Origin of the sequence: Kitasatospora cineracea, assembly GCF_003751605.1 — a bacterium.
In the GTDB taxonomy this organism is placed as follows: domain Bacteria; phylum Actinomycetota; class Actinomycetes; order Streptomycetales; family Streptomycetaceae; genus Kitasatospora; species Kitasatospora cineracea.
Window position 1 is genome coordinate 5,743,670 of record NZ_RJVJ01000001.1, and the last position, 20,093, is coordinate 5,763,762.

20 protein-coding genes and 2 pseudogenes are annotated in these 20,093 nt (G+C 72.1%); 15 read left to right on the forward strand and 7 right to left on the reverse strand.

The annotated features are described in order from the left end of the window. Positions 1 to 198: 198 nt before the first annotated feature. On the forward strand, positions 199 to 1,131 hold the full coding sequence (locus EDD39_RS25865) for a cation:proton antiporter (RefSeq protein WP_123559780.1): 933 nt from the start codon (positions 199 to 201) through the stop codon (positions 1,129 to 1,131). A gap of 126 nt (positions 1,132 to 1,257) precedes the next feature. Here EDD39_RS25865 and EDD39_RS25870 read toward each other — a convergent pair whose 3' ends face one another. Continuing rightward, positions 1,258 to 1,707, reverse strand: a complete 450-nt coding sequence (locus EDD39_RS25870) for an NAD(P)-dependent oxidoreductase (RefSeq protein ID WP_123559782.1) — start codon at positions 1,705 to 1,707, stop codon at positions 1,258 to 1,260. 28 nt (positions 1,708 to 1,735) lie between these two features. Between EDD39_RS25870 and EDD39_RS25875 the strand changes: the two genes are divergently transcribed. Continuing rightward, positions 1,736 to 2,446 (forward strand): TetR/AcrR family transcriptional regulator, encoded by a 711-nt coding sequence (locus EDD39_RS25875; protein ID WP_123560895.1) that lies wholly within the window; start codon positions 1,736 to 1,738, stop codon positions 2,444 to 2,446. Between the two features lie 445 nt (positions 2,447 to 2,891). On the opposite strand, the gene EDD39_RS25880 is transcribed toward EDD39_RS25875, so the two are convergent. Beyond that, a complete protein-coding gene (locus EDD39_RS25880) occupies positions 2,892 to 3,284 on the reverse strand; it encodes a hypothetical protein (RefSeq protein ID WP_244257052.1) in 393 nt (130 codons plus the stop codon). A 408-nt stretch (positions 3,285 to 3,692) separates the two neighbouring features. Here EDD39_RS25880 and EDD39_RS25885 point away from each other — a divergent pair, with 408 nt between their 5' ends. Further along, the gene (locus EDD39_RS25885) at positions 3,693 to 4,535 is read left to right on the forward strand and encodes a YihY/virulence factor BrkB family protein (RefSeq protein WP_123559784.1); all 843 of its coding nucleotides are present in this window, start codon (positions 3,693 to 3,695) and stop codon (positions 4,533 to 4,535) included. Positions 4,536 to 5,216: 681 nt separating this feature from the next. Here EDD39_RS25885 and EDD39_RS41385 read toward each other — a convergent pair. Next, positions 5,217 to 5,468: pseudogene (locus EDD39_RS41385) on the reverse strand (WhiB family transcriptional regulator); the annotation flags it as partial. A 386-nt stretch (positions 5,469 to 5,854) separates the two neighbouring features. On the opposite strand from EDD39_RS41385, the gene EDD39_RS25895 reads away from it, so the two are divergent. The 5 genes from EDD39_RS25895 (at position 5,855) to EDD39_RS25915 (ending at position 8,954) form a co-directional block, all read left to right on the forward strand. After that, positions 5,855 to 6,127 carry a GlsB/YeaQ/YmgE family stress response membrane protein gene (locus EDD39_RS25895; RefSeq protein WP_123559789.1) on the forward strand — a complete coding sequence of 91 codons (273 nt, stop codon included), beginning with the start codon at positions 5,855 to 5,857 and terminating at the stop codon, positions 6,125 to 6,127. A gap of 230 nt (positions 6,128 to 6,357) precedes the next feature. After that, positions 6,358 to 6,708, forward strand: coding sequence for a PRC-barrel domain-containing protein (locus EDD39_RS25900; RefSeq protein WP_123559791.1), 351 nt, complete (start codon positions 6,358 to 6,360; stop codon positions 6,706 to 6,708). Between the two features lie 320 nt (positions 6,709 to 7,028). After that, positions 7,029 to 7,919, forward strand: coding sequence for a SigB/SigF/SigG family RNA polymerase sigma factor (locus tag EDD39_RS25905; protein ID WP_123559793.1), 891 nt, complete (start codon positions 7,029 to 7,031; stop codon positions 7,917 to 7,919). Between the two features lie 82 nt (positions 7,920 to 8,001). Further along, positions 8,002 to 8,397: an STAS domain-containing protein gene (locus EDD39_RS25910; RefSeq protein ID WP_162870134.1), complete on the forward strand. Its 396-nt coding sequence runs from the start codon at positions 8,002 to 8,004 to the stop codon at positions 8,395 to 8,397. Between the two features lie 113 nt (positions 8,398 to 8,510). Further along, positions 8,511 to 8,954 (forward strand): ATP-binding protein, encoded by a 444-nt coding sequence (locus EDD39_RS25915; RefSeq protein ID WP_123559798.1) that lies wholly within the window; start codon positions 8,511 to 8,513, stop codon positions 8,952 to 8,954. Between the two features lie 767 nt (positions 8,955 to 9,721). Here the strand turns inward: EDD39_RS25915 and EDD39_RS25920 are convergent. Further along, a pseudogene (locus tag EDD39_RS25920) lies at positions 9,722 to 10,111 on the reverse strand (transposase family protein); the annotation flags it as partial. Between the two features lie 312 nt (positions 10,112 to 10,423). Here EDD39_RS25920 and EDD39_RS25925 point away from each other — a divergent pair. From EDD39_RS25925 to EDD39_RS25940, 4 genes are all read left to right on the forward strand, one after another. Next, on the forward strand, positions 10,424 to 12,202 hold the full coding sequence (locus tag EDD39_RS25925) for a SpoIIE family protein phosphatase (RefSeq protein WP_162870135.1): 1,779 nt from the start codon (positions 10,424 to 10,426) through the stop codon (positions 12,200 to 12,202). 55 nt (positions 12,203 to 12,257) lie between these two features. Then, the gene (locus EDD39_RS25930; protein ID WP_123559802.1) at positions 12,258 to 12,515 is read left to right on the forward strand and encodes a hypothetical protein; all 258 of its coding nucleotides are present in this window, start codon (positions 12,258 to 12,260) and stop codon (positions 12,513 to 12,515) included. Between the two features lie 209 nt (positions 12,516 to 12,724). Further along, complete coding sequence (locus EDD39_RS25935) at positions 12,725 to 12,916, forward strand: antitoxin (RefSeq protein ID WP_123559804.1); 192 nt, start codon at positions 12,725 to 12,727, stop codon at positions 12,914 to 12,916. A 359-nt stretch (positions 12,917 to 13,275) separates the two neighbouring features. Beyond that, positions 13,276 to 13,950 (forward strand): hypothetical protein, encoded by a 675-nt coding sequence (locus EDD39_RS25940; RefSeq protein ID WP_123559806.1) that lies wholly within the window; start codon positions 13,276 to 13,278, stop codon positions 13,948 to 13,950. Between the two features lie 384 nt (positions 13,951 to 14,334). On the opposite strand, the gene EDD39_RS25945 is transcribed toward EDD39_RS25940, so the two are convergent. Together EDD39_RS25945 and EDD39_RS25950 are read right to left on the reverse strand one after the other, a co-directional pair. Beyond that, positions 14,335 to 14,976: a hypothetical protein gene (locus EDD39_RS25945; protein ID WP_123559808.1), complete on the reverse strand. Its 642-nt coding sequence runs from the start codon at positions 14,974 to 14,976 to the stop codon at positions 14,335 to 14,337. A 355-nt stretch (positions 14,977 to 15,331) separates the two neighbouring features. Then, positions 15,332 to 16,144, reverse strand: coding sequence for a hypothetical protein (locus tag EDD39_RS25950; RefSeq protein WP_123559810.1), 813 nt, complete (start codon positions 16,142 to 16,144; stop codon positions 15,332 to 15,334). Positions 16,145 to 16,537: 393 nt separating this feature from the next. Between EDD39_RS25950 and EDD39_RS25955 the strand changes: the two genes are divergently transcribed. Then, complete coding sequence (locus EDD39_RS25955) at positions 16,538 to 17,035, forward strand: hypothetical protein (protein ID WP_244257054.1); 498 nt, start codon at positions 16,538 to 16,540, stop codon at positions 17,033 to 17,035. Between the two features lie 217 nt (positions 17,036 to 17,252). On the opposite strand, the gene EDD39_RS25960 is transcribed toward EDD39_RS25955, so the two are convergent. Next, the gene (locus EDD39_RS25960; protein ID WP_162870136.1) at positions 17,253 to 18,032 is read right to left on the reverse strand and encodes a sporulation protein; all 780 of its coding nucleotides are present in this window, start codon (positions 18,030 to 18,032) and stop codon (positions 17,253 to 17,255) included. A gap of 91 nt (positions 18,033 to 18,123) precedes the next feature. On the opposite strand from EDD39_RS25960, the gene EDD39_RS25965 reads away from it, so the two are divergent. Together EDD39_RS25965 and EDD39_RS25970 are read left to right on the forward strand one after the other, a co-directional pair. Next, complete coding sequence (locus tag EDD39_RS25965; protein WP_123559816.1) at positions 18,124 to 18,888, forward strand: sporulation protein; 765 nt, start codon at positions 18,124 to 18,126, stop codon at positions 18,886 to 18,888. A 325-nt stretch (positions 18,889 to 19,213) separates the two neighbouring features. Next, the gene (locus tag EDD39_RS25970; RefSeq protein WP_123559818.1) at positions 19,214 to 19,978 is read left to right on the forward strand and encodes a hypothetical protein; all 765 of its coding nucleotides are present in this window, start codon (positions 19,214 to 19,216) and stop codon (positions 19,976 to 19,978) included. Positions 19,979 to 20,093: the final 115 nt, after the last annotated feature.

Consider the following 20,093-nt stretch of genomic DNA (forward strand, 5'->3'; position numbering starts at 1 on the left):
TCGCGGGATGGCTGCGGCTGCCCGCGATCGTCGTCCTGCTGCCCGTCGGCTTCGGCGCGGGCGTCCTGCTGCCGGTGGTGCGGGCCGAGGCTCTGCTCGGGACTCCTTCTCGCCGCTGGTGCACCTGGCGGTCGCCGTCATCCTCTACGAGGCGGGACTCGGACTGGACCTGCGACGGCTGGCCGGGGCCCGGGCCGCGTGCTGACGCGACTGGTGCTCCTGGGGGTCCTGCTGACCTGGAGCGCGGTGGCGGCGCTGGCGCCGGCGCTGCTGGACATGTCGTTCGGGGCCGCCCTGATGCTGGGCGCCGTCGTGGTGGTCTCCGGCCCGACCGTGGTCGGACCGCTCCTGGACTTCGTCGGCCCGCCCGCGACGCTGCGCAGGCTACTGCTGTGGGAGGGCACGGTCATCGACCCGGCCGGGGCGATCCTGGCCGCCGCGACCTTCCGCGCACTCGCCCACGGGGGCCACCCGGGCGCCCTGGAGACCGCCGGCCGGCTCCTGGCCGGCGTGGCCCTCGGCTTCACCGGCGGCATCGCCGGGGCCCTGGCGCTGGGGCTGCCGGCCCGGTGGGACCTCGACACCCCGCTCGCCCGGACCTCCGAACTCGCCACCCTGCTGCTGTCCGCCGGCACCTGCGACGTCCTGCTGGACGACACCGGCCTGATCGCCGCCACCGTCATGGGCATCGCGGTGGCCACCCGGCGCGCACCCCGCGCCCCGTCCGGAACGACCTTCTTCCGGACCCTGGCGTCCCCGATCGTCGGGACCCTGTTCATCTCGATCTCCACCACCGTCACCCCGGCGGCCCTCGGCGGCGTCCTGCTGCCCGCCCTCGCCCTGGTGGCGGTGCTCGTCGTCCTGGTCCGGCCGCTGATCGCCGCACTGGCCACCGCCGGTTCCACCCTCGACGGCCCGGAACGGGCCTTCACCGGTTGGATGGCCCCGCGCGGCACCGTGGCCGCCGCCACCGCCAGCGCTTTCGGCGGCGACCTCGTCCAGCACGGATACGCCGGCGCGTCCAGGATCCTGCCTGTGGTCTTCCTCGTCATCGTCGCCACCGTCCTGACCTACGGACTGACCGCCGTCCCCCTGGCCCGCCGACTGAAACTGTCCCCGCCGCCCGCATGAACCCGCCGGGAAACCGGGCACAGGCAGCTCATGCTCCCGGGTGACTTCGCGATCTGTTCGGTTGAAGAGTTTGCGAGTCGTCGCCGGTAGTGGCTGCGGCGGGCGGACACCGGGTCAGCAGTCGACTCAGTAGCCGGCGGTGAACCGGCGCTGCACGAAGCGAGGCAGCTCCGCCTCGTCCACCAGGGCGACCGCGGCGTCCTCCGCCGAGATCCGGCTCAGGCCGTCGGCGTTCAGCACGGGCTGGTCACCGCCGACGCGGAAGCGGCCGGTGCGCTTGCCGGGGGCGATCTGCTCGGCGGGGCTGAAGTAGGTCCAGAGCCGGTTCGAGGCGCGCAGGACATTCAGCGCCTCGCGGTGACCGCGTACGGCGGCGGCGTACTGGCGGGGCAGGCCGAGTCCGTCGAGTGACGCGTGGATGAGCTCCTCGTGGTCGGCGCGGACAACGCCTGGCTCGATCTCCAGGCTGCCGGCGCCACCGATGACGATCAGCCGGGTGCGGGGGTGGCTCTCCAGGGCCTCGGTGACGACCCGGCTGCCGATGGTGCCGGTGGCTCCGATGACGCCGATGTGCATGGTTCTCCCCTTGGTTCATGCCGTGGTCATGCCAGATGGACGGCGCGAACGACTGCGGGCCGAGACGACCGCCGAGATCAAGCGCACAGCATTGGAGTTGACGGGCTCGGGAGGCCCCGACGCGATCACCCTGCGGGCGATCGCCCGCGAGATGGGCATGACCGCCAACGCCATCTACGGCTACTTCGCCACCCGCGACGACCTGGTCACCGTCCTCATCGCGGACGTCTACACCGCGCTCGCCGACGCCGTCGACGCCGCCTGGGCCGCCTCCGCACAGGACTCCCCGGCGGAGCGCATACAGGCCCGGGCGCACGCCTTCCGCAACTGGGCGGTGGCCAACCCCGAGGGCTTCCGGCTGATCTACGGCGACCCCGTCCCCGGCTACCGGGCCCCGGACGGCGGCGCCGCGCCGGACGCCGCCCGGCGGGTCTGCATCGGCATCGCCGCGCTGGCGGACACGGCCTGGGACGGCGCCGAACAGGCGTATGAGGACGGCGACTTCGGCTGGGACGACTTCGACCCCGGCCTGCTCGACAAGGTCCGCCCGGCGTTCCCTGCGCTACCGCCGGCCGGGCTGGCCCTGGCGCTGCGGATCCGGGGGCACCTGCACGGCCTGGTCGCGCTGGAGATCTACGGCCACCTGCGCGCCCAGACACTCTCGCCGGACAAGCTCTTCCGCGCCGAACTCACCCAGTTGGTCAGATCCTTGAACATCGACGCCAGTACTCGAGTGTGACTTCGCGATTTTGCACCGGGGCCGGGTGGGAACGGCAACAGCCACCGCGTGATCATCAAGGGTTGTGCGGACTCCTGAAGATCGTGCGGCGGCCGCGGGTCACAGCACGGACGCCGCTCGCCGGCCGGCGATGCTCGACCAGGCGAGGGCCAGACTGCCGCGAGTTGCTCTTCGAGCTGCTCTTCGACGACCCGCACGGCCCGCGCCCACACCGGTGCGAACTCCTCCCGGCCCGTGTCCACCACGGCCTGCTGCTGCTCGGCACCCAGCCCGGGCTCGGCCCGGCAGTGCCGCACCGCGATGCGCCCGCCGGCGCGCAGCGCCTCCAACAGCCCGTTGACCCCGGCGAGTTCCACGGAGGCGATCTGCGCACCGCTGGCGCCGGAGCAGGGGCCGCCGAGGGCTTGGGGGCCGCCCCGGATCTCGGCCTGTCCTTGAGGGCGCGTCAGTGGGTGTGGGTGTCGAGGAGGCGGGCGGGGACGGTCAGGACGGACAGGCGGCCCTGTGCGGCGGCGGTGGGGAAGTCGAAGGGGGTGTGGAAGGCGCCGGTGGCCAGGGTCAGGGCCTGGTGGGCGCGCAGGGCACGGGTCCATTCGCGGGCGGCCGCGACGGGCCCGTCGTACCAGGCGGCGCCGTCGGGGCGGGTGACCAGGAGCCGGGTGCCGTCGAACGCGGCGGCCCAGTCACGGCGCACCTCCCACACGGTGCCGGGGCCGGTCCACCCCTGTGCGGGGTCCGCAGGGCGGGAGGGGTCGAACGGGGCGACCAGGACGGGCCGGTGGCCTGCCATCAGCTCGGGCCACGGAGCCCACACCCGCCCCGCACCGATCGCCTCCACCCTGTCCCCTTCCCCTTGCCATGACCACCCCGCCCTCGACCCGACACAGGGCGCACCATCCTCGAACCCCTCCTTCGGAGCACGACCCGATCCGGATGGCAGCGACCGCACACGGTGAGGAGAACCAGCAGAGAACCCGCCCCCGCCGCGCAGCGCCCCAGCTCTGCAGGTGAATTCGGCCGGCACTGCCGCGCCCGGCTCGGAACTCCCCTCGTCGGCGAAGTCGCCGCTGGCCGCAGGGACCTGGCTGCCGACCGTCCCGTCGTTTGAAGGCAGGGGGAGCGGGAAGCAGGTCCGGGCGGCCGCTCGGACGCGTTCGGCTCTCTCAGCGGGTGGGGGTTCGCGGTGGACCGGTCGTCGGACGGGAGAAGGCGGTGGGGGCGAGCGTTGCGGCGCACCCCGCTGAGGATGTGGAACGACGACGTCACCGACTTCGCGGCGGCGCTGACGTACTACGCGGTCCTGGCGATCCTCCCGGCGCTGCTGGCCACGGTGGTGGGCTTCGCGCTGATCAGTCCGGCGGCGGCCCGGGAGGCGGCGGTGCACCTGGCGGGGGTGGTACCGGGCCAGGCCGGGGCGGAACTGGGGGAGGTGCTGATCAAGGCGCTGGGAGGCGGTTCGACCGGTTGGACGCTGGCGGCGGCGGGGGCCGGCAGCGCGCTGTGGTCGTGCTGCAGTTACCTGGCGGTGTTCCGGCGGGCGCTGCACCGGATGCACCACACCAGCGACCGGCGCTCCCCGCTGCGCAAGGCTCCGCGGATCGTGGCGACCGCAGCCGTGCTGCTGGTGCTGCTGGCCGTCGGCACCTTGGCGCTGATCCTGAGCGGCCCCGTTGCCGAGGGGGCGGGCCGGGTGCTGCACCTGGGTGGGACGGCTCCGTTGGTGTGGTCGGTGGTCCGCTGGCCGATTCTGCTGGTGGTGGCGGCGTCGCTGGTGCTGATCGTCTTCCGGACCGGCCCCGAGCAGGCGTGGCGCCGCTGGGGCAGCCTGCCGGGCGGAGCCCTGGCCGCAGCGCTCTGGCTGGTCTTCTCGGCGGGCTTCGCCCTGTACACCAGTGTCTTCGGCGCCTACAGCCGCCTGTACGGGTCGCTGGCGGGAATGGTGGTCTTCCTGATCTGGCTGTGGCTGTCCAACCTGGCGCTGCTGGCCGGCGCGCAGTTCACGGCGGAACTGCACCGCGCCGCCGCCGGACGCTCCGGCACGCCCGAGCCCCGTGCGGAACCACCCGCGGCCCGTCCCGCCCCGGCCTGAGCGCGCTCGCCCGCTGACCGGCCGGGGCCAGAACGGAGGCGCGCCGGCCCACAGGTCCGCTGTCGGGACCGGCGGGGGAGGGGCGGGGTCGGTGTGCTGGAAGAGGATCAGGGCCTCGGGGAAGCGGCCGAGGTCGATCAGGTGGCCCGCGCGGTCGTGCCGGCCGGTCCGGGTGTGCTGTTCGAGGACGGCGACGGGTTCTTCGGCGCGCCCGGCGTCGGCGAGCAGGCGGGCGATGTGCTCCGCCGCGTACCAGGTGTCGGTTTCGGGGTGGCGCGGGTCTGCTGGACGGCGGTGTCGACGCCGTCCCGGGCGGCGAGCAGCGGCAAGCGGATCCAGTACAGGTCCCACTCCTCCTCGCCGCCCCACCGTGCAGCGGGCCGCCGTACGGCCGAGGCGGTTCAGCTCGCGCCAGATCCTGCGGGCACCGTGGATCCGGAAGTTGTCCTCGTACGTCGTCGTGATCAGACCCTTCAGTTCCGCATCGCGGACCGAACGGGCGGACTCGGCACGGTTGTTGAAGGCGCAATCGGTGGAGAGCACGACGGCGCAGCTCAGGCGGGTAGGAGGAGGGACGTGCCACGACTCGAATCCCTCCACGAAATCGAGTCCCCACCGAACCCGGGGCGGTTCAGCACCTCAGCCGGTCGGCGGCGCCGGGCCGGGCGGTCGAAGCGGGGGTCAGTTCGTGTGGCGGGCGCGCCGGCGGGCGGTGCGGCGACTCATGGCGCGACGCTCCTCCTCGCCCGTGGCGCCCCAGACTCCCGTCTCCTGCTTGTTCTCCAGCGCCCACTGCAGGCACTGCTGGGTGACGGGGCAGCTGCGGCAGACGGCCTTGGCGCGTTCGGTCTGACGCAGGGCGGCACCGGAGTTGCCGACGGGGAAGAACAGTTCCGGGTCTTCTCGCGTGCACGCGGCGCGCTGGCGCCAGTCCGAGCCCCGGTCGGGGGCCGCGGGTCGCGCCGGGGCTTCGGCGGCCGGGGGCCTGGGCGTTGCCGGCTTGGTGCGGCCAGGGACGCCGGAGGAGGTCGTGGGCTTGGCGGTGCTGCGGTCGGCGGCCATGAGTCATCCTCCGTCTGATCGAGCCGGGCGTCCCGGGTGGATTCCCGTGACGGGTGACTTCTTCTCCCTCCCGGAGTGAAAATGCGCATCGTCTGCATTTTTCTCTTTCCGGTGGATCGTGCGGGCCGCCGCAACGGCTGCTTCCCGGGACCGGCCTTGGTCCTGGAGGAGAGCCGGAGAAGTCCGATGTTTAGATTTTCCATATTGGCGCAGACGGATGCCGTCAACGACAACGCTCATAGAAGCAGGAGAAGCAGATGGGCATCCTCGCCTGGATCCTGATCGGTCTGATCGCCGGAGCCATCGCCAAGGCCCTGATGCCGGGCAAGGACCCGGGCGGCATCATCATCACGATGCTCATCGGCATCGCGGGCGGCCTGCTCGGAGGCTGGCTCGGCAAGGTCATCTTCGGTGTCGACTCCATCGACGGTTTCTTCGACCTCTCCACCTGGATCGCGGCCATCGTCGGCTCGCTCATCCTGCTGGTGGTCTACCGCCTCGTCACCGGGAACCGGCACAGCCGCACCTGAACGATCCGCGCACCCGTGAGGCCGACCCCCGACACCGGGGGTCGGCCTCACGCCGTGTCCCCGGCGAAGTGCGCCGGTCGCGGTCGAGTTCGGCCGGGCTGGCCGCAAAGACGGAACACCTGCGGAAATCCTCCCATTCTGTGTGGTGCCCGGCGGCATGGCCCCGCGATACCGGGGCAGGCGGCCTCCCGTACGGAGAACGAGGCACACCGAGAACGAGGAGGCAGCGCATGACTGAGGCGATGTGGGGTTACGAGGGTGCCGAGGGCTACGCTGCGGGTTCGGACCTGACGGGGTACCGGGTCGAGGCGACGGACGGGCACATCGGCAAGGTCGACAAGCACACCGTCGACGTCGGCGCGGGCTACATCGTGGTCGACACCGGCCCGTGGATCTTCGGCCGCGAGGTGCTGCTGCCGGCCGGCACCATCACCCGGGTCGACGACGCGGAGAAGACGGTGTGGGTCGGCCGCACCCGGGACGAGGTGAAGAACTCCCCGGAGTACGACAAGGACAGGCACGGCGACGACCCGGCCTACCGCAACCAGGTCGGCGGCTACTACGGCGGCACCGCCGTCTGACCCGCTGAACCCAGGCCGTCCGGGGCCCCGCGTCCGACGACGCGGGGCCCCGGACGTTGCCCGCCCGCACCCGTCACCCGACCGCCCCGATGACCTCCGGGGCGGATTCCCGCTCCGCGGCCGTACGGCTTGCTACTGCACCGCGGCGGGAGCTGGGGCTGGACCGTGCTGCTCGGCCCGTGGGGCCGCGAGGACCGGGTCGGGCACGACGCCTCCCTTCGCGCCAAGGCCACACAAATCCTTCACACAATCCGAAGGCATGCGCACGGCGCGAGGGGGTAGACAGGCGCCGACCGTGACGCTGTGGGAAGGAACCGATCGTGACGAGGGACCAGCTCCTGATGGCAGCGCCCAACCCGGTGAACGACCGCGCGCACACCGCACCGCCGCGCAGCCCTCGGGAGGTCGCACCGGAGCTGGCGGAGCTCGGCGATCTGACGGGGATCGCGCCGACCGACGCCCGGGACCTGACCCAGGTGCTGCTGGTGCGCCTGGCCGGTCTGGAGGAGGGCACCCGGGAGTACTCCTACGTGCGGGCCTCCCTGGTGGAGCTCAACCTCTCCCTGGTCCGCTTCGCCCTTCGGCGCTTCGGCTCGCACCGGGAGAGCACCGAGGACCTGATGCAGGTCGGCGCGGTCGGACTGATCAAGGCCATCGACCGCTTCGAGACCGAGCGCGGCCTGGAGTTCACCACCTTCGCCATCCCCACCATCCTCGGGGAACTGCGCCGGCACTTCCGCGACACCACCTGGGCCGTCCACGTACCCCGACGCCTCCAGGAGCTGCGCCTGACCCTCGCCAGGGCCCAGGACGCCCTGTCGCAGACCCTCGACCGGGCGCCGACGGTGGCCGAACTGTCCGAGCACCTGGGAATGCCGCAGGAAGAGGTCATCGAGGGCCTCCAGGCCGCGAACGCGTACAACACCGACTCCCTCGACCTGCCGGCCGGGCCGGACGGCGACGGCCCGGGCGCACTCGCCGCCAAGATCGGCAGCACCGACGAGCGCCTGGGCATGGTCGAGGACCTGGTCTCGCTCCAGCCCCTGATCGCCGCCCTGCCGGAGCGCGACCGCCTGATCCTGTCGATGCGCTTCACCGAGGACCTGACGCAGTCCCAGATCGGCGAACGCCTGGGCCTGTCCCAGATGCACGTCTCCCGCCTCCTCTCCCGCGCCCTCGCGAAGCTGCGCCAGGGCCTCGAGGCGGCGTGAGGCAGGCCGGCCCATGAAGAAGGACGATCAGCAACCGACGCCCGCCCGCCGGACGCCGCCCGCGCGGCGAGAGGGTACGAGAATGCAGTCGCACGACCACGCCACGTCCGCCCAGGTGGGCGCCTTCGTGCTCGAGGACAGCGCCGGCATCGACACGCGGTCCGGCGGTGACGGCGTCGTCGTCTGCCGGATCACCGGAGACCTGGACATCGAATCGCTGGCACCCGTCAAGAAGGCCCTCACCGAGGTGCTCCGCGGCAACCGGCTCGTCATCGTCGACCTGGCCCAGGTGGCGTTCTGCGACTCCTCGGGCCTGAACATGCTGCTCACGGCCCGCGCGGACGCCCTCGCCACCGGCGCCGTGCTGCGGCTGGCGGCAATCTCGCCACCCGTGGAACGGCTGCTGGAGATCACCGGAGCCGCAGCCGCTTTCGACGTCCGCCCCACCGTCCAAGCCGCGATTGCCGAGCTGACATGACCGTGACTCCTGTGTCCCACCGCGCCCGTGCGCAGCGCACGGCCCAGGCGAATCAACCGCACTGCAGCGGGCAGGCGAAGCAGCAAGGACCGCCGACTCGAAGGGCCGACCGAATGAGCACTGTCTGGCAGGCCCTCGACGACAGCCCGCTTGTCACCGTGCTGACGCTGCCGCCCGGCGGCCAGCGGCGGCGCCTGGTCATGGACAAGCAGCGCAAGCCGGTCGCCCGCGCGCGGGAGTTCACGCGCGGCGCCCTGGCCGACTGGTCGTGGCCCGGCGCCGACGACATCGTCCTGCTGGTCGCCGAACTCGTCGCCAACGCCGTACTGCACGCCGGCGGTCCCCAGGACCTCACCCTCCACGCCACCGACACCCGCCTGCGCGTCGAGGTCGCCGACGCCTCCCGGACCGCACCCGCACCGCGCGAACCGCACCAGCCCAGCACACCCGGCGGCCACGGCCTCCACATCGTGCGTACCGTCTCCGACCGGTGGGGCACCACACCCCACCCCTTCGGTAAGACCGTCTGGGCCGAGATCGACGCCCCCCACTCCTGACCCGCCACCCCGGCGGGCCCCATGGCGGGCTCCTCTCCTCGGTCATGGCCCATCGCTTCGGCCTCGGCTGCTCACCCGGGGCCGCCCCCGCCGGGTTCGGATCCGAGATCTCCCTCCACCAGCGCGCTGATCGCCATCCAGGAGCCCGAGGCGGGCGTAGCCGGTGGACGAGCGCCGCGCCCACAGCCACCGCGGCGGCGTCTTCGACCCGATCGTTGCCGACGTCGAAGAGGCCGTCACCGACGCGCCACCCAGGCCGCCCCGAACCAGGCCCCTGCACCCGCCCGCCGCGCTCGGTCTCAGCCTGTGGCCGCCCTCTCCCAGAACTGTCCCGGCGCGCAGACGCAGTGCATTGCTCACGGGTCCCGTGTGCATTTATCTCTTGGATCTCCGCGCGGAAATCTGCTCTGGCTTCCGTATTTTCTTGGACATTATTTTGCTGCTCAGAGTCGTTTCCGCAGGCGTCTGGCCTCGTTGCTCATCGCATGAATACGCTGATGAGGGTGGAGCGGGTCCGGTGCGGTCTGTGCGGGGACGGCACCGTGTGCGCCTTGGCCGGGGATCCGGTCCAGGAGCTGCTCGCTGCCGGGCGGGGCCATGTCTTGCGGGAGCATCCGGGGCAGGCCCCCGACGACGTCCTGGTGGTCCAGGCCGACGCAGTGCGGCTGCCGTACCCGATGCCTGTCAGCGGTGGGCGTGACTGGCTGGCCGCACGCAACTGCGAGTGCCTGCCCGGCATCCCTGCCGTCGGACCGGGAGCCTTTTGAGCGGTGTAGCTCAAGGGGCAGGACGGCTTTGGCTCCTGACGTCAGCCAGTTCGGGCTGCAGCGTGCGTGCCGGAAGATCCGCCAGCGCTTCACGGTGGCCACGCCGCGTTCGAGGGGGCAGCGGAGCCGGGCGCGGGCTCGGTTCAGCGACCGCTGTCCCGCCGTGAGTTCTCCGCGGGGCGGGCGCCTCGTGGGGACGGCGAACGTTCCGGCCGCGCCGGTGTACGCCACGTCGGCCCGGGCGAGGGTGTCGTGCTTGCGCAGGCAGACCAGCGCGACCAGGGCCCGTCGGGAGGGCTTGAGTTTGCAGCGGCGGTCACCCTCGTGGGTGCCGATGAGCACGGTGACCCACTCGACGGGCGGGTGAGGAAGGTCCAGTGCGGCAGGCAGGAAGGTGACCAACGAGGCTTCCTGACCGGTTGCTTGAGACTTCGGACATCTCGCTCAACCGCCCGGGAGCCTCGTTCGTTCCCGACGGCGGCCAGTTCCCCACCGTCCGGCGGGCCGCCGCCGACGGAGCCCGCCGCCCCGCCTGCACCCGCCTGTACCCGCTGCGCCGCGAAGTCCACCGACGAGCGGCGGGTCGGGCCGACGGGTTGGTGATCGGCCCGTGGATCCGGGCGGTCGGGGTAGAGTCTGTCAACTGTGTTGACATCGTCGTGACCCGGCGGTGCGCCCGCTGTGAGATTGGTGCGAGGACTCGTGGACCGCTTCGCCCGTTTGGCCGCCAGCGTGCTGGCCGCACCCGAGGCGGTCGTCGCGGTGCTGGTCGGCCCGGCGGACACCGAGGTGCTCGAGTGCTGGCCGCCGGAGCGTTCACCGGCAGGGCCCTGGCACGCGGTGCTGCGTCGGCACGTGGCACGCACCGGTGAGCTGTTGACGGTGGACGACCTCACCCGATGGGCGGCCGACGGCCACGAGGCCGCGCTGGACGGCGCCGAAGGGGCCTTCGCCGCCGCCCCCCTGTACGGCGCGCGGGGCGAGTGCCTGGGAGTCATGGCCGTCCACGACCCCCGCCCGCGGGCCTGGAGCGGGCACAACCGCCAGGACCTGGAGGACCTGGCCGGCGTGTGCGCGGCTGAGCTGCGGCTTCGGGTGAGCACGCGGCGCGCCAACGAGGCGCACCACGGCGCGCAGGAGGCCCGCGAAGAGGCGCAGGCGCTCACCGGAGCGGCCAGGGCGAGCGAGCGGAGGCTGCGGGTCCAACTGGAGCGCTCCGAACTGCTGCTGCGGGCGGCCGAACTGCTCGGCAACACCTTGGGCCTGGACCAGGTGCGCACCACGGTGAGCGACCTGGTCAGCGGGGACCTGAAACCGGCCTACGTGGGGCTGGTCCTGCGCGGGGACGACGACAAGCTGCGGCGCGCCGTCGACACCGCCAGCGGACCGGTGCCCCTGGAGGAACAGGTCCCGCTGTACGCCCTGACCGACGGGTGGCCCACCGCACAGGCCGCGCAGGAGAACCGCGTGGTCAGCGTCCCCGACCGCCAGACACTCGTCGACCACTACGACCCGCACACCGTGGTCGTCTTCGACCAGATGGGCCTGCACTCGGCCGTGTGCGTGCCCCTGCCCGGCACCCGCCGCCCCACCCTGGGCGCGCTGGTCGCCGCCTGGGACGAACCGCACGAGACCGACATCCACGAACGCGCCGTCCTGACGGTGATCGCCGGATACACCGCCCTGGCGGTCGAACGGGCCCTGCACCTGGACGAGCGCACCAGCGTCGCACGCCAACTCCAGCGGGCCATGCTCACCGACTTCCCCCACACGCCGGGACTCGAACTCGCCGCCCTCTACCGGTCCGCCGCCCACCACGACATGGTCGGCGGGGACTGGTACGACGCCTACCCCGTCCTTCCGCACCGGATCGCGGCCGACGGGCGCAGGCCGCTGGCCGTCACCGTGGGCGACATCACCGGACACGACACGCACGCCACCACCCTGATGGGCCAGGCCCGCAGCATGCTGCGGCAGGCCGACGTGGACCGCGGGGGAAGCCCCGCGGACGCCCTCGCCTCCTTCGAACGTGCCAACGACCAGCTGCACACCCGCATCAGCGGCACCCTCGTCCACGCCCACCTGCACCCCCGCCCCCACGGTGCGTGGCTGCTGCGCTGGACCAACGCCGGCCACCCCTCCCCGCTGCTCGCCCACCCGAACCGCGACACCGAACGCCTCACCGAGCACGGCCTGCTGCTCCACCCCGGCCTGGCCCTGCCCGAAGGCCGTCCCGTCCACGAACGCCTGCTGGAGCCGGGCTCCGTCCTGCTCCTCTACACCGACGGCCTGGTCGAACACCGCGGCCGCGACCTGGAACAGGGCATCGACCGCGCCGCCGATCTCCTGGCCCGGGCCGTCGCCGACCACACCCCGCTGCCGCAGGCCCTCGACCTGCTGGCCGACACCCTGGCCGGCCCCGACCACGGTGACGACGTCGTCCTGCTCGCCCTGCGCGTCACGGACCAAGGCGTAGGGTAGACGGGCCTGCGCGGGCGCGGCCCCCCTTCGCCCCTGGCACAACGGAAGGCCGCCCGTGTCCGACCCGACCCCCTGGAGCGCGGCCGTCGACCGCACCGCCCAACACCTCACCGACCTGTGCGACCAGCTCAAGGACGCCCCCGTCCACGACCGTCTGCACTCGCTGGCCACCCTCAACGCCGCCTTCGCCGACCTCCACCACTGCGCGCAGCGCGAAGCCGTCGCCGCCGCCCGCTCCGAGGGCTGGACCCTGCGCCGCATCGCCGCGGTGCTGAGCTGCTCCCACGAACACATCCGCCTCCTGGCCCCCTGACCCCGCCCACCAGGAACCGGCGCCCTCACCCTGCTGCGCTCGGCACTCGAGCAGAGCCTCGCCACCCGCACCGCAGCCCGACGGTTCCAACCCGTGCGGGTGTGAACCGGCGGCGGATGCGGCAGGGCAGGATTCCTCGGATGCGGTTGCGGCCGCGGGGAGTGATCCTGAAACCCACTGCTGACGAACCGGCTTTGAGGAGTGTTGACATGTCGGTCATGGACAAGCTGAAGCAAATGCTCAAGGGCCATGAGGACCAGGCCTCGCGGGGAATCGACAAGGCGGGGGACTTCGCTGACGAGAAGACCCAGAGCAAGTACAGCGGCCAGGTGGACACGGCTCAGGACAAGCTCAAGGAACAGCTGGGCAACGAGGGAACGCACGACAACCCGCCGCAGTAGCTGAGACTCCTGGACGGCTTGCCGCCTGAACGGTAGGCAAGCCGTCCCCTGACGCCCCTGACCTGTACCCCGCGGCCCGGCGCCCCGATCGGCTCGGCCGGCACGGGGAACGATGGGGCGGCCGGACAGCGGACGGCTCCCGCAGTATCGGAGAACCCGCCCCCGCCGGGAGGGGCGTCGAAGCTCCCGCCTTCGGAAGCTCGTCCCGCGTCGGCCCGCTCCGCTGACGTCTTTGTCGGCGCCGGTGCCAACGGGGAAGTGACAGCGAACTGATGCATCGTCACATTGGTTTTCGTGAAACGGAATTACCGCTCTCCCGCCACCTTCCGGTCAGTCGCGTCCGGCTCTACCGTGCTGGTATGGCTGATCGTGCGCTGCTGCGCCCCGGACCGGACTCCACCACCGACCTCGTCCTCCACAAAGGCGGCGGCTCCTACGCGTGGGTGGTGCCGCTCAGCCTGGCCGGGGCCGCGCAGTCGCTGATGGTGCCGGTGATGCTCGGCGCCATCACCGCGGCGGTCGCCATCGTTGCGCTGGTGATCGGCACCGACGCCGTGACCGTCGCACAGATCGTCCTGGCGATCGCCGCCATCGAGGCCGCGCTGGCAGCACCGCTGCTCGTGTGGATGGAACTCACCACGGTCCGCCGGTTGCGCTTCGCCCCGGCCCAGGCCCCCACCCGGTTCCGGACGGTCCGCGCCGCCCGTCCCGGCCCGTGGCAGCCGATCACCCAGCTGTGTGGAGTCCGGCTGGAGTACCGGCTCACCGAGCCCTACCCGGGGGACCAGCGGCCGGCGACCGATCAGCTCACCGTCCGGTTCGACCTCGCCGGCGACGAACTGAAGTGGAACCCGCCCGCCCTCACCTCGCCGCAGCAGCTGCACAAGGCCCTCACCGCGCTGCTCGGCCCCGCCGGGGTGCGGGTCGAGCTGATCACCGAACGCATCGTCCGAACCCGCCCGGGGCACGGGACCGGTTGGAACGGCGGCGGCTCGGCCTCCGCCAACTCCGGCGGCTTCTCGGGCGGGGGCTGACCTCCCCACCGCGGTGCCGAGGCATTGCGGGCGGGCCAGGTCTTGCTGGACGTTTCACCCGAATTCGGTACGGTTCGTCGTCATTTTCGCGACCATGGTGACCACTCACCGACCCCCTCGCAAGCGCCGGTGCGCATCACAGTTTTTGACCAGCCCGCACCAAAAGGCGGGCGAATCCACCGCCGGGCGTCACACCTGCCGCCGAACTGCAGAACTCAGGTGCAGTCGGTTCGAAGAGCTCCGGCGTGGGTGATTCGAAGAGGAACTGCGCCGGAGGTCTTCGAGCCCTGGGTTTACGTCGGCATGGACGCCGCCGCTCACCATGGCTACCGAAGCAGGCCGGTGGGGCGCCACCGGCTCGTGTCCTCCGACTCCGTGCGACGCTCAGGAGCCTCCGCCGCCGGTCGAGCCGCCGTGGCCGCCGAAGCTCTGCGCCTCCACGCGGCGTTCGACGACCAGGTCGACCTCTAGGGCAGCGGGGGCGAGGACCTGCTGGAGTTCCTGCTGCAGGGCCGCGACGTCGGTCGTCCCCGACGGCAGTTTCGCGGGCCGGATCCGCCGACCGCTCCGCACGGGCACGTGCAGGGTGATCTCCTCGGCGACGGGTTTGCGGTCGGCCTTGTACGAGAGCGTGACCTTGTGCTCGATCCGGATCCGGTAGACGGCCGTGAGCGGTCTCGGCGGGTCGGCCCGGACGGCCCGGACGACGGTCAGGGTGTCTGGGGCGGTGGCCGGGGAGAAGCGCAGCCGGTACACGTCCTGGTGGGCCCGGTACAGGAGGACGAAGAAGTTGGCGAGGAGTCCGAGCGCGACGACGATCCCGATCGCGGCCCAGATCATGCGGGCGTCGCTGCTGTACCACCCCACGGCGACGTAGACCGGGATGCCGCAGAAGCCGCTGATCACGACCATGCCCAGGCTTTCCTCGACCCAGCGCCTGGCCGCGAAGGCGAGCGGCCCGGCGCCCTCGCGCAGCACCACCTCGACGTACTCGGGATGGGAGCGGTTGAACCGCACTCGGTACATGACACCACGTTAGGTGCGGCCCGCGCCCTGCGGAAGAGCGCACGTAGGACATGGCTGCCCGCACTCTGCCCGGGGCAGGTGCTCTCCGCGCCTGCGGGGATGGCTCCTCGGCCCGCCCCTGGTACATCGCCGACACCGTCTGCTTCCCGCGTCCGCAGGGATGGCCCCAAGGTGCAAAGGCAGTGCGTTCTCCCGTCCGCACCCGCAGCGGCGGCCCTGCGCCCCGCTCGGGCCGAGCACGCGGACGCGCCGACCGGACCGCTGCCGTTCGGGCTGATGGCCCGCTACCCGGCGGAGGCGGAGGCGGAGGCGGAGACAGGCGCTGAGCGCGGCTGACCACCGGACCGGCCTCCGTTCAGGCCCCGGCGGCATCCCAGTAGCCGGGGTCGGCAGGTCGGCGCCCGTGCAGGTCTTCCCGGACGGTGGTGGCCAGCCGCAGGGTGTCCTTGCGGCTGACCCGCGCCCCGATCACCGCACCGGCCAGCAGCGGCGCCAGGGTCGGAAGCTTGCGCAGCCCCGAGCGCGTCAGGCGCCTGCCCACCTGTCGGCGCAGCGCTGCGCTCCGGTTCAGCGCCAGAAGCGCCCCCGGGCGGGTCAGGTCCATTCCGCGGCCTTCGCTCCACACCGCCAGGTACGCGTACGAGCGCTGCCGTGCGGAGCCCTCCGGCACCTGGCCGTAGACCGCGTACAGCTCGGCGATCAGTTTCAACTCGATTGCCGCGGAGGCGAGCAGCTCGGACGCCAGCTCGACCGGCATCATCAGCGGTACGGGCATCATCGCCACCGTCCCGGCGCTCGCGCCGACCGCGGTCGAGGCCCGCACCGACCCGGCGACGAGCAGGTCCACCAGCTCTTCCGGCGTCCGGGCCCCGGGGTGCTGGGCTCGGAGTGTCGCCAGGTTCCGCACCGGGATCCGCGGGGCTGCGTCCAGCAGCTGCTCCGTCAGCATCCGCAGCCCGTTGCGGGGACCCGTCCCCAGCCGGTGGCCGCCGTGGGCCAGGCCGTTGCCCAGCCGCCGCGCCAGCGCGCGCACCCGGCGTGCCGTCCCGCCCCGTGACCCGTCGTCCCGCTTCTCCACCTCGGCGGCGATCCGGGCCAGTTCCGCCGTGATTTCGTCGGGGTCCTCGGGGAGACCCTCCGGCTGTTCCGGTTCACCGATCGGTGCCATGTGCTCGCCTCCATTTCCTGTGCGGACTTCCTATCAGCCCGTCTGCCCCGGCAGCGGCAAGGACAGTCCCGGGCGAGTGGGACGTCGCCGACCACCACCGCGATGGCGGTGGTGCGTGGGCGGTCCAGGAAGACCCGTCCGTGGTCCCCGTCCGCCAGGTGGGGTTCTTCTGCGGGGCTTCGGGGACGTCAGCAGCCCGTGCACCGGGAGTCCACCCACCCGCCTCGGGGAGCACGCGGAGGGTCGGACATGACGGGCTCCGCCCTCCAGCATCGGGCTCGTCGAGGTGATGAGGATCCGCGAAATTGGCTCTGACCGGAGTTCCGTGAACGCTCCTGTAGGTTCTTCCGAGCTCGCGCGGGCGGATTCCGGCGAAGGCAAGAGGGAGTGACCGTGGCTGACGAACGGCTTGATGCCGAGTGGCTTCGCGACTGGTGTGAACAGACGGATGCGGCGCTCGCGAAGCTGATGGAGTCATTCCAGACACGGTTCGGCTTCGAACCGGGCAGCAACGTGGTCGTGCTCGCTGCGGAGGCGAGCCATCATGCCACCGACGCACTCGTGGAGTTGACGCCGATTCCGTCAGACCTGACCACGATGTATTGGGTGATCGACGAGGTTTCCTTGCCCGACGTGGAGAACGGCTGCTTCATCCACCCGGCCTCGCTGGTCGCAGACCACTTCTGCGAGTACGGGACCGTCCGGATCGAGGGGGAAGAGCCTGCTCTGGTCTTCGCCAGCGACGGGGGTGGTCATCTGTTCGCACTCGCGGGCTCCGGACGGATCTGGAGGTCAACCACCGCCTCGTGGTTCGACCAGTTCGACCTTGCTGCGGCCACTCTCCGGGAGTTCTTCGAGGGGCTCTCTCGGCAGATCGGCGGCCAGCTCTGACCATTGAGGGAAAGGCGAGTTGACTCAAGGCCGGGTGAGGATCCTGATCCGTAGGAGTCGGAACGAGGCCCGGCCGTACATGGCACTTTTGAGTGTTTTGACCAGGTTCACGTCGCCTTCGCCCCTGCCGGAGCTCCATGCTCCGCTGTTGACGCTCGACCGGCTGAAGTCTTTCGCCCTAGACCCGGCGTGGTCGGCGTTGGGTGGGAAGCAGCCGTCAGCTCCGGTAGAGGGTGCGCAGCTCCTCCAGTGCGCGGGTCGCCCGCTCCGCCAGGTCGGGGCGGGCAGCTTCGTGGTGGGCGACCGCGAAGGTGACCGTCCGCGGCTTGGACTCCCACTCGTACAGCTCGGGCGAGGCCCGGCGCAGGTACACCATGGTGCCCACCGGGTTGGTGACGAAGGAGAGTTCGAGCCGCGGGAGCTTTCGCCTGCCCCGGGCCGGGTCGGTGAGGAACAGTGACTGGTAGCTGGCGTGGTGCTGGTCGGACCCCGGGATGTACGCGTAGACGACCCGCGAGTCCTGCGGCCGGTAGCCGAGTTCCGCGAAGGCCGCGACCGCGGCCCGGACGGCTGGTGTCGGGGCGATCCGGAGGGTGTTGTGGTGCACCGTCCCGTCGGAGCGTCCGGGCGGCCGCAGGGTGATCCGCACCGCCACCGCGAACCCCAGGGGCTGCCCGTCGAGTTCGGTGAACGGGCACTCCCAGGGCAGCCGGCCGCCGAACGGCAGCGTGCGCTCCTGCCCGCCGCCGATCTCGAGATCGTAGCCGCCCGGGGTTCTCAGCGAGCCCAGGACCAGGTCGGTCGGCCCGCCGTCCTCGTCGAACCCGTCGGCAACCAGGTAGTTCTCGATCCGGTCGACCTCGACGCTGCGGGTCCCGGCCCGGATCACCAGCTGCCCGCCGATCCGCTCGCCGGGGACGGCGAGGTCAGCCGTCCGGATCTCGACCTCCGGGCCCTCCGCCGCGCGTCCGAGCCCGAACCTCGCCAGCAGTCCCACGTGCCCGTCCCCTCCCACCCGGCTCCTACCTGCCGATCTTGAGGAACGCTAAGGTGAGCCGGGGTCATTTTCCAAGGGGGAGGCGGGGCGGATGGGCCTGCGGAGACTGCTCGGACTCGGCGGCGACGGCGGTGATCCGCCGGAGATCGACACCCGGATCGCCACGTTCGCCCCGCAGCCCGGGCAGCGGATCGAGGGCGAGGTGCTGCTGCGCGGCGGCAGCGCGGGTCTGAAGGTCGAGGGCCTGTACCTGCACGTGGTGGGCAAGGTCCTGGGGTGGAACGGCAGCGTCGAGGACCGCGAGTGGGCGTACCTCTCGCCCTCGCGCTCGTACCTCGACGTGGCGCCCGGGACGGAGGAACGGATCGGCTTCCACGGCCGGCTGCCGTGGGACTGTCCGATCACCGAGGTCGACGGGCGGACGGTCGGCGTCGACCTCTCGCTGACCACCACGCTGTCGTCCGGCCCGCAGCGGTCCGTGCGGGACATCGACCTCGTGCACGTGGCCGCGCCGCCGCTGCACGAGGCGGTGTTGAGCGCCCTCCGGGTCGAGGGCCACCGGGTGGCGGACGCGCAGCTGCTCGACAGCGGCATCCCGGAGGTCGACCTGCGCCACTCCTGGATCCAGACCTTCCACCTGGAGGACGGCACCGGCGTCCCCAGTTCGGAGGTCACCTTCGTCAACAACCCGGTCGGCGCGATGGTGTACGTCCGCCGGGCGGCCCGCCACCTGACGCGCTGGGACGAGAAGCCGCCCGCCGTCCCGTTCCCGGTCGCCCACCACGAGACCGGCGAGGTCGACCTCGGCCCGCGGGTGCGAGAGGCGCTCGACCAGCTGGACCGGCTGCGGTACTGACGTGGCGTCAGTACGCAAGGTAATTCTAATGGACGTTTGGTGCTCGCCTGCTCAGAACTCGTCCCAGCGACGCATCCGCCAGCCCGCATCGGTGGGCAGGCGCCGGGCCGAGGTGCGGGAGGCCTTCGAGACGGGCGGCACCGGCGGGGGAGGGCGGCGAACCCGGCAGGGCCGCCTACCACGGCCGGCGAGGTGCAGGTTCGCCACCGCCCCGGTCGGGCGAACGGACCAGGACCGAGGGAGGCGGTCACACAGCGGAGCGAGCCGGGTGCGGATGGTGTTCAATGGTCCGACCTTCGACGTCGACGCAGGGGAGGGCCACAGGATGGGCCGCAAGAAGCCGGGCAAGCCGCGCCGGGAGAGGGCCGCAGACGCGTACACGCTGCAGCAGCTCCAGCCGCCCGGCTACGACCAGTGGATCGTCCCCGCGCCGGACCGGGCCAAGAGGACCGCCGTCGAGGGCATGAGCGTCGGCGCCGTGGACACAGCCCGCCGCATCGAACGCCTCCTGCCTCTCTACGGCCCGAAGCTGCCGGTGCAGGCGCTCTGGCTCGATGTGGCCGTCGACAGCGGCGTCCTGCAGGTGCGCCACACCGACGGCACCGTCGGCCGACTGCCCGTTGCCGACCTCGCCGGCATGCTCACCGGCCCCGAGGCGGGACCTGCTGGTCCCGCGGAACTGCGGGCCTCGGTCCACGAGCTCCACGCCACTGGGGCGGTGCTGGTGGAGCCCGACGAGGGCGACGGCTGCGTGCTGCGCCCGGTCGTCGGCAAGCCGGAGCGGCCCGGGGATCCGTGGCTGTTCGGCGGCGACATGGCTGCGGGGCTGGTGCCGAAGACGTGCGTCCCGGGCGATCCCGCGTCCATGGGCGTCGAGGAGTTCGCCGCGCTCGCCTACCTGCGCGTCCACCTCGCCGAGGGAGGAGTCGGCACCGCCGAGGAGTACGCGACGTTCGACGGCGTCGGCACCGTCGAGCGCGCCCGGGAGCTGTTCGCCGCGGTGGAGCACCTGGTCGACGTCCGGGGCTGCCCGGCCTGCCCGAGCGGCCACCTGTGCACCCGCGACCCCGATGCCCAACCCGCCGGCTGAACCACCACCCGCTCACCGCTGCGCCCGCTCCCAGGCGTTCCGGGGCTGGCGCTGGAAATCAGCGGGTTGGACTTCTCCGTGCGGGTGGAGCCGGCTTGAGCACCTGCCTCTCTGA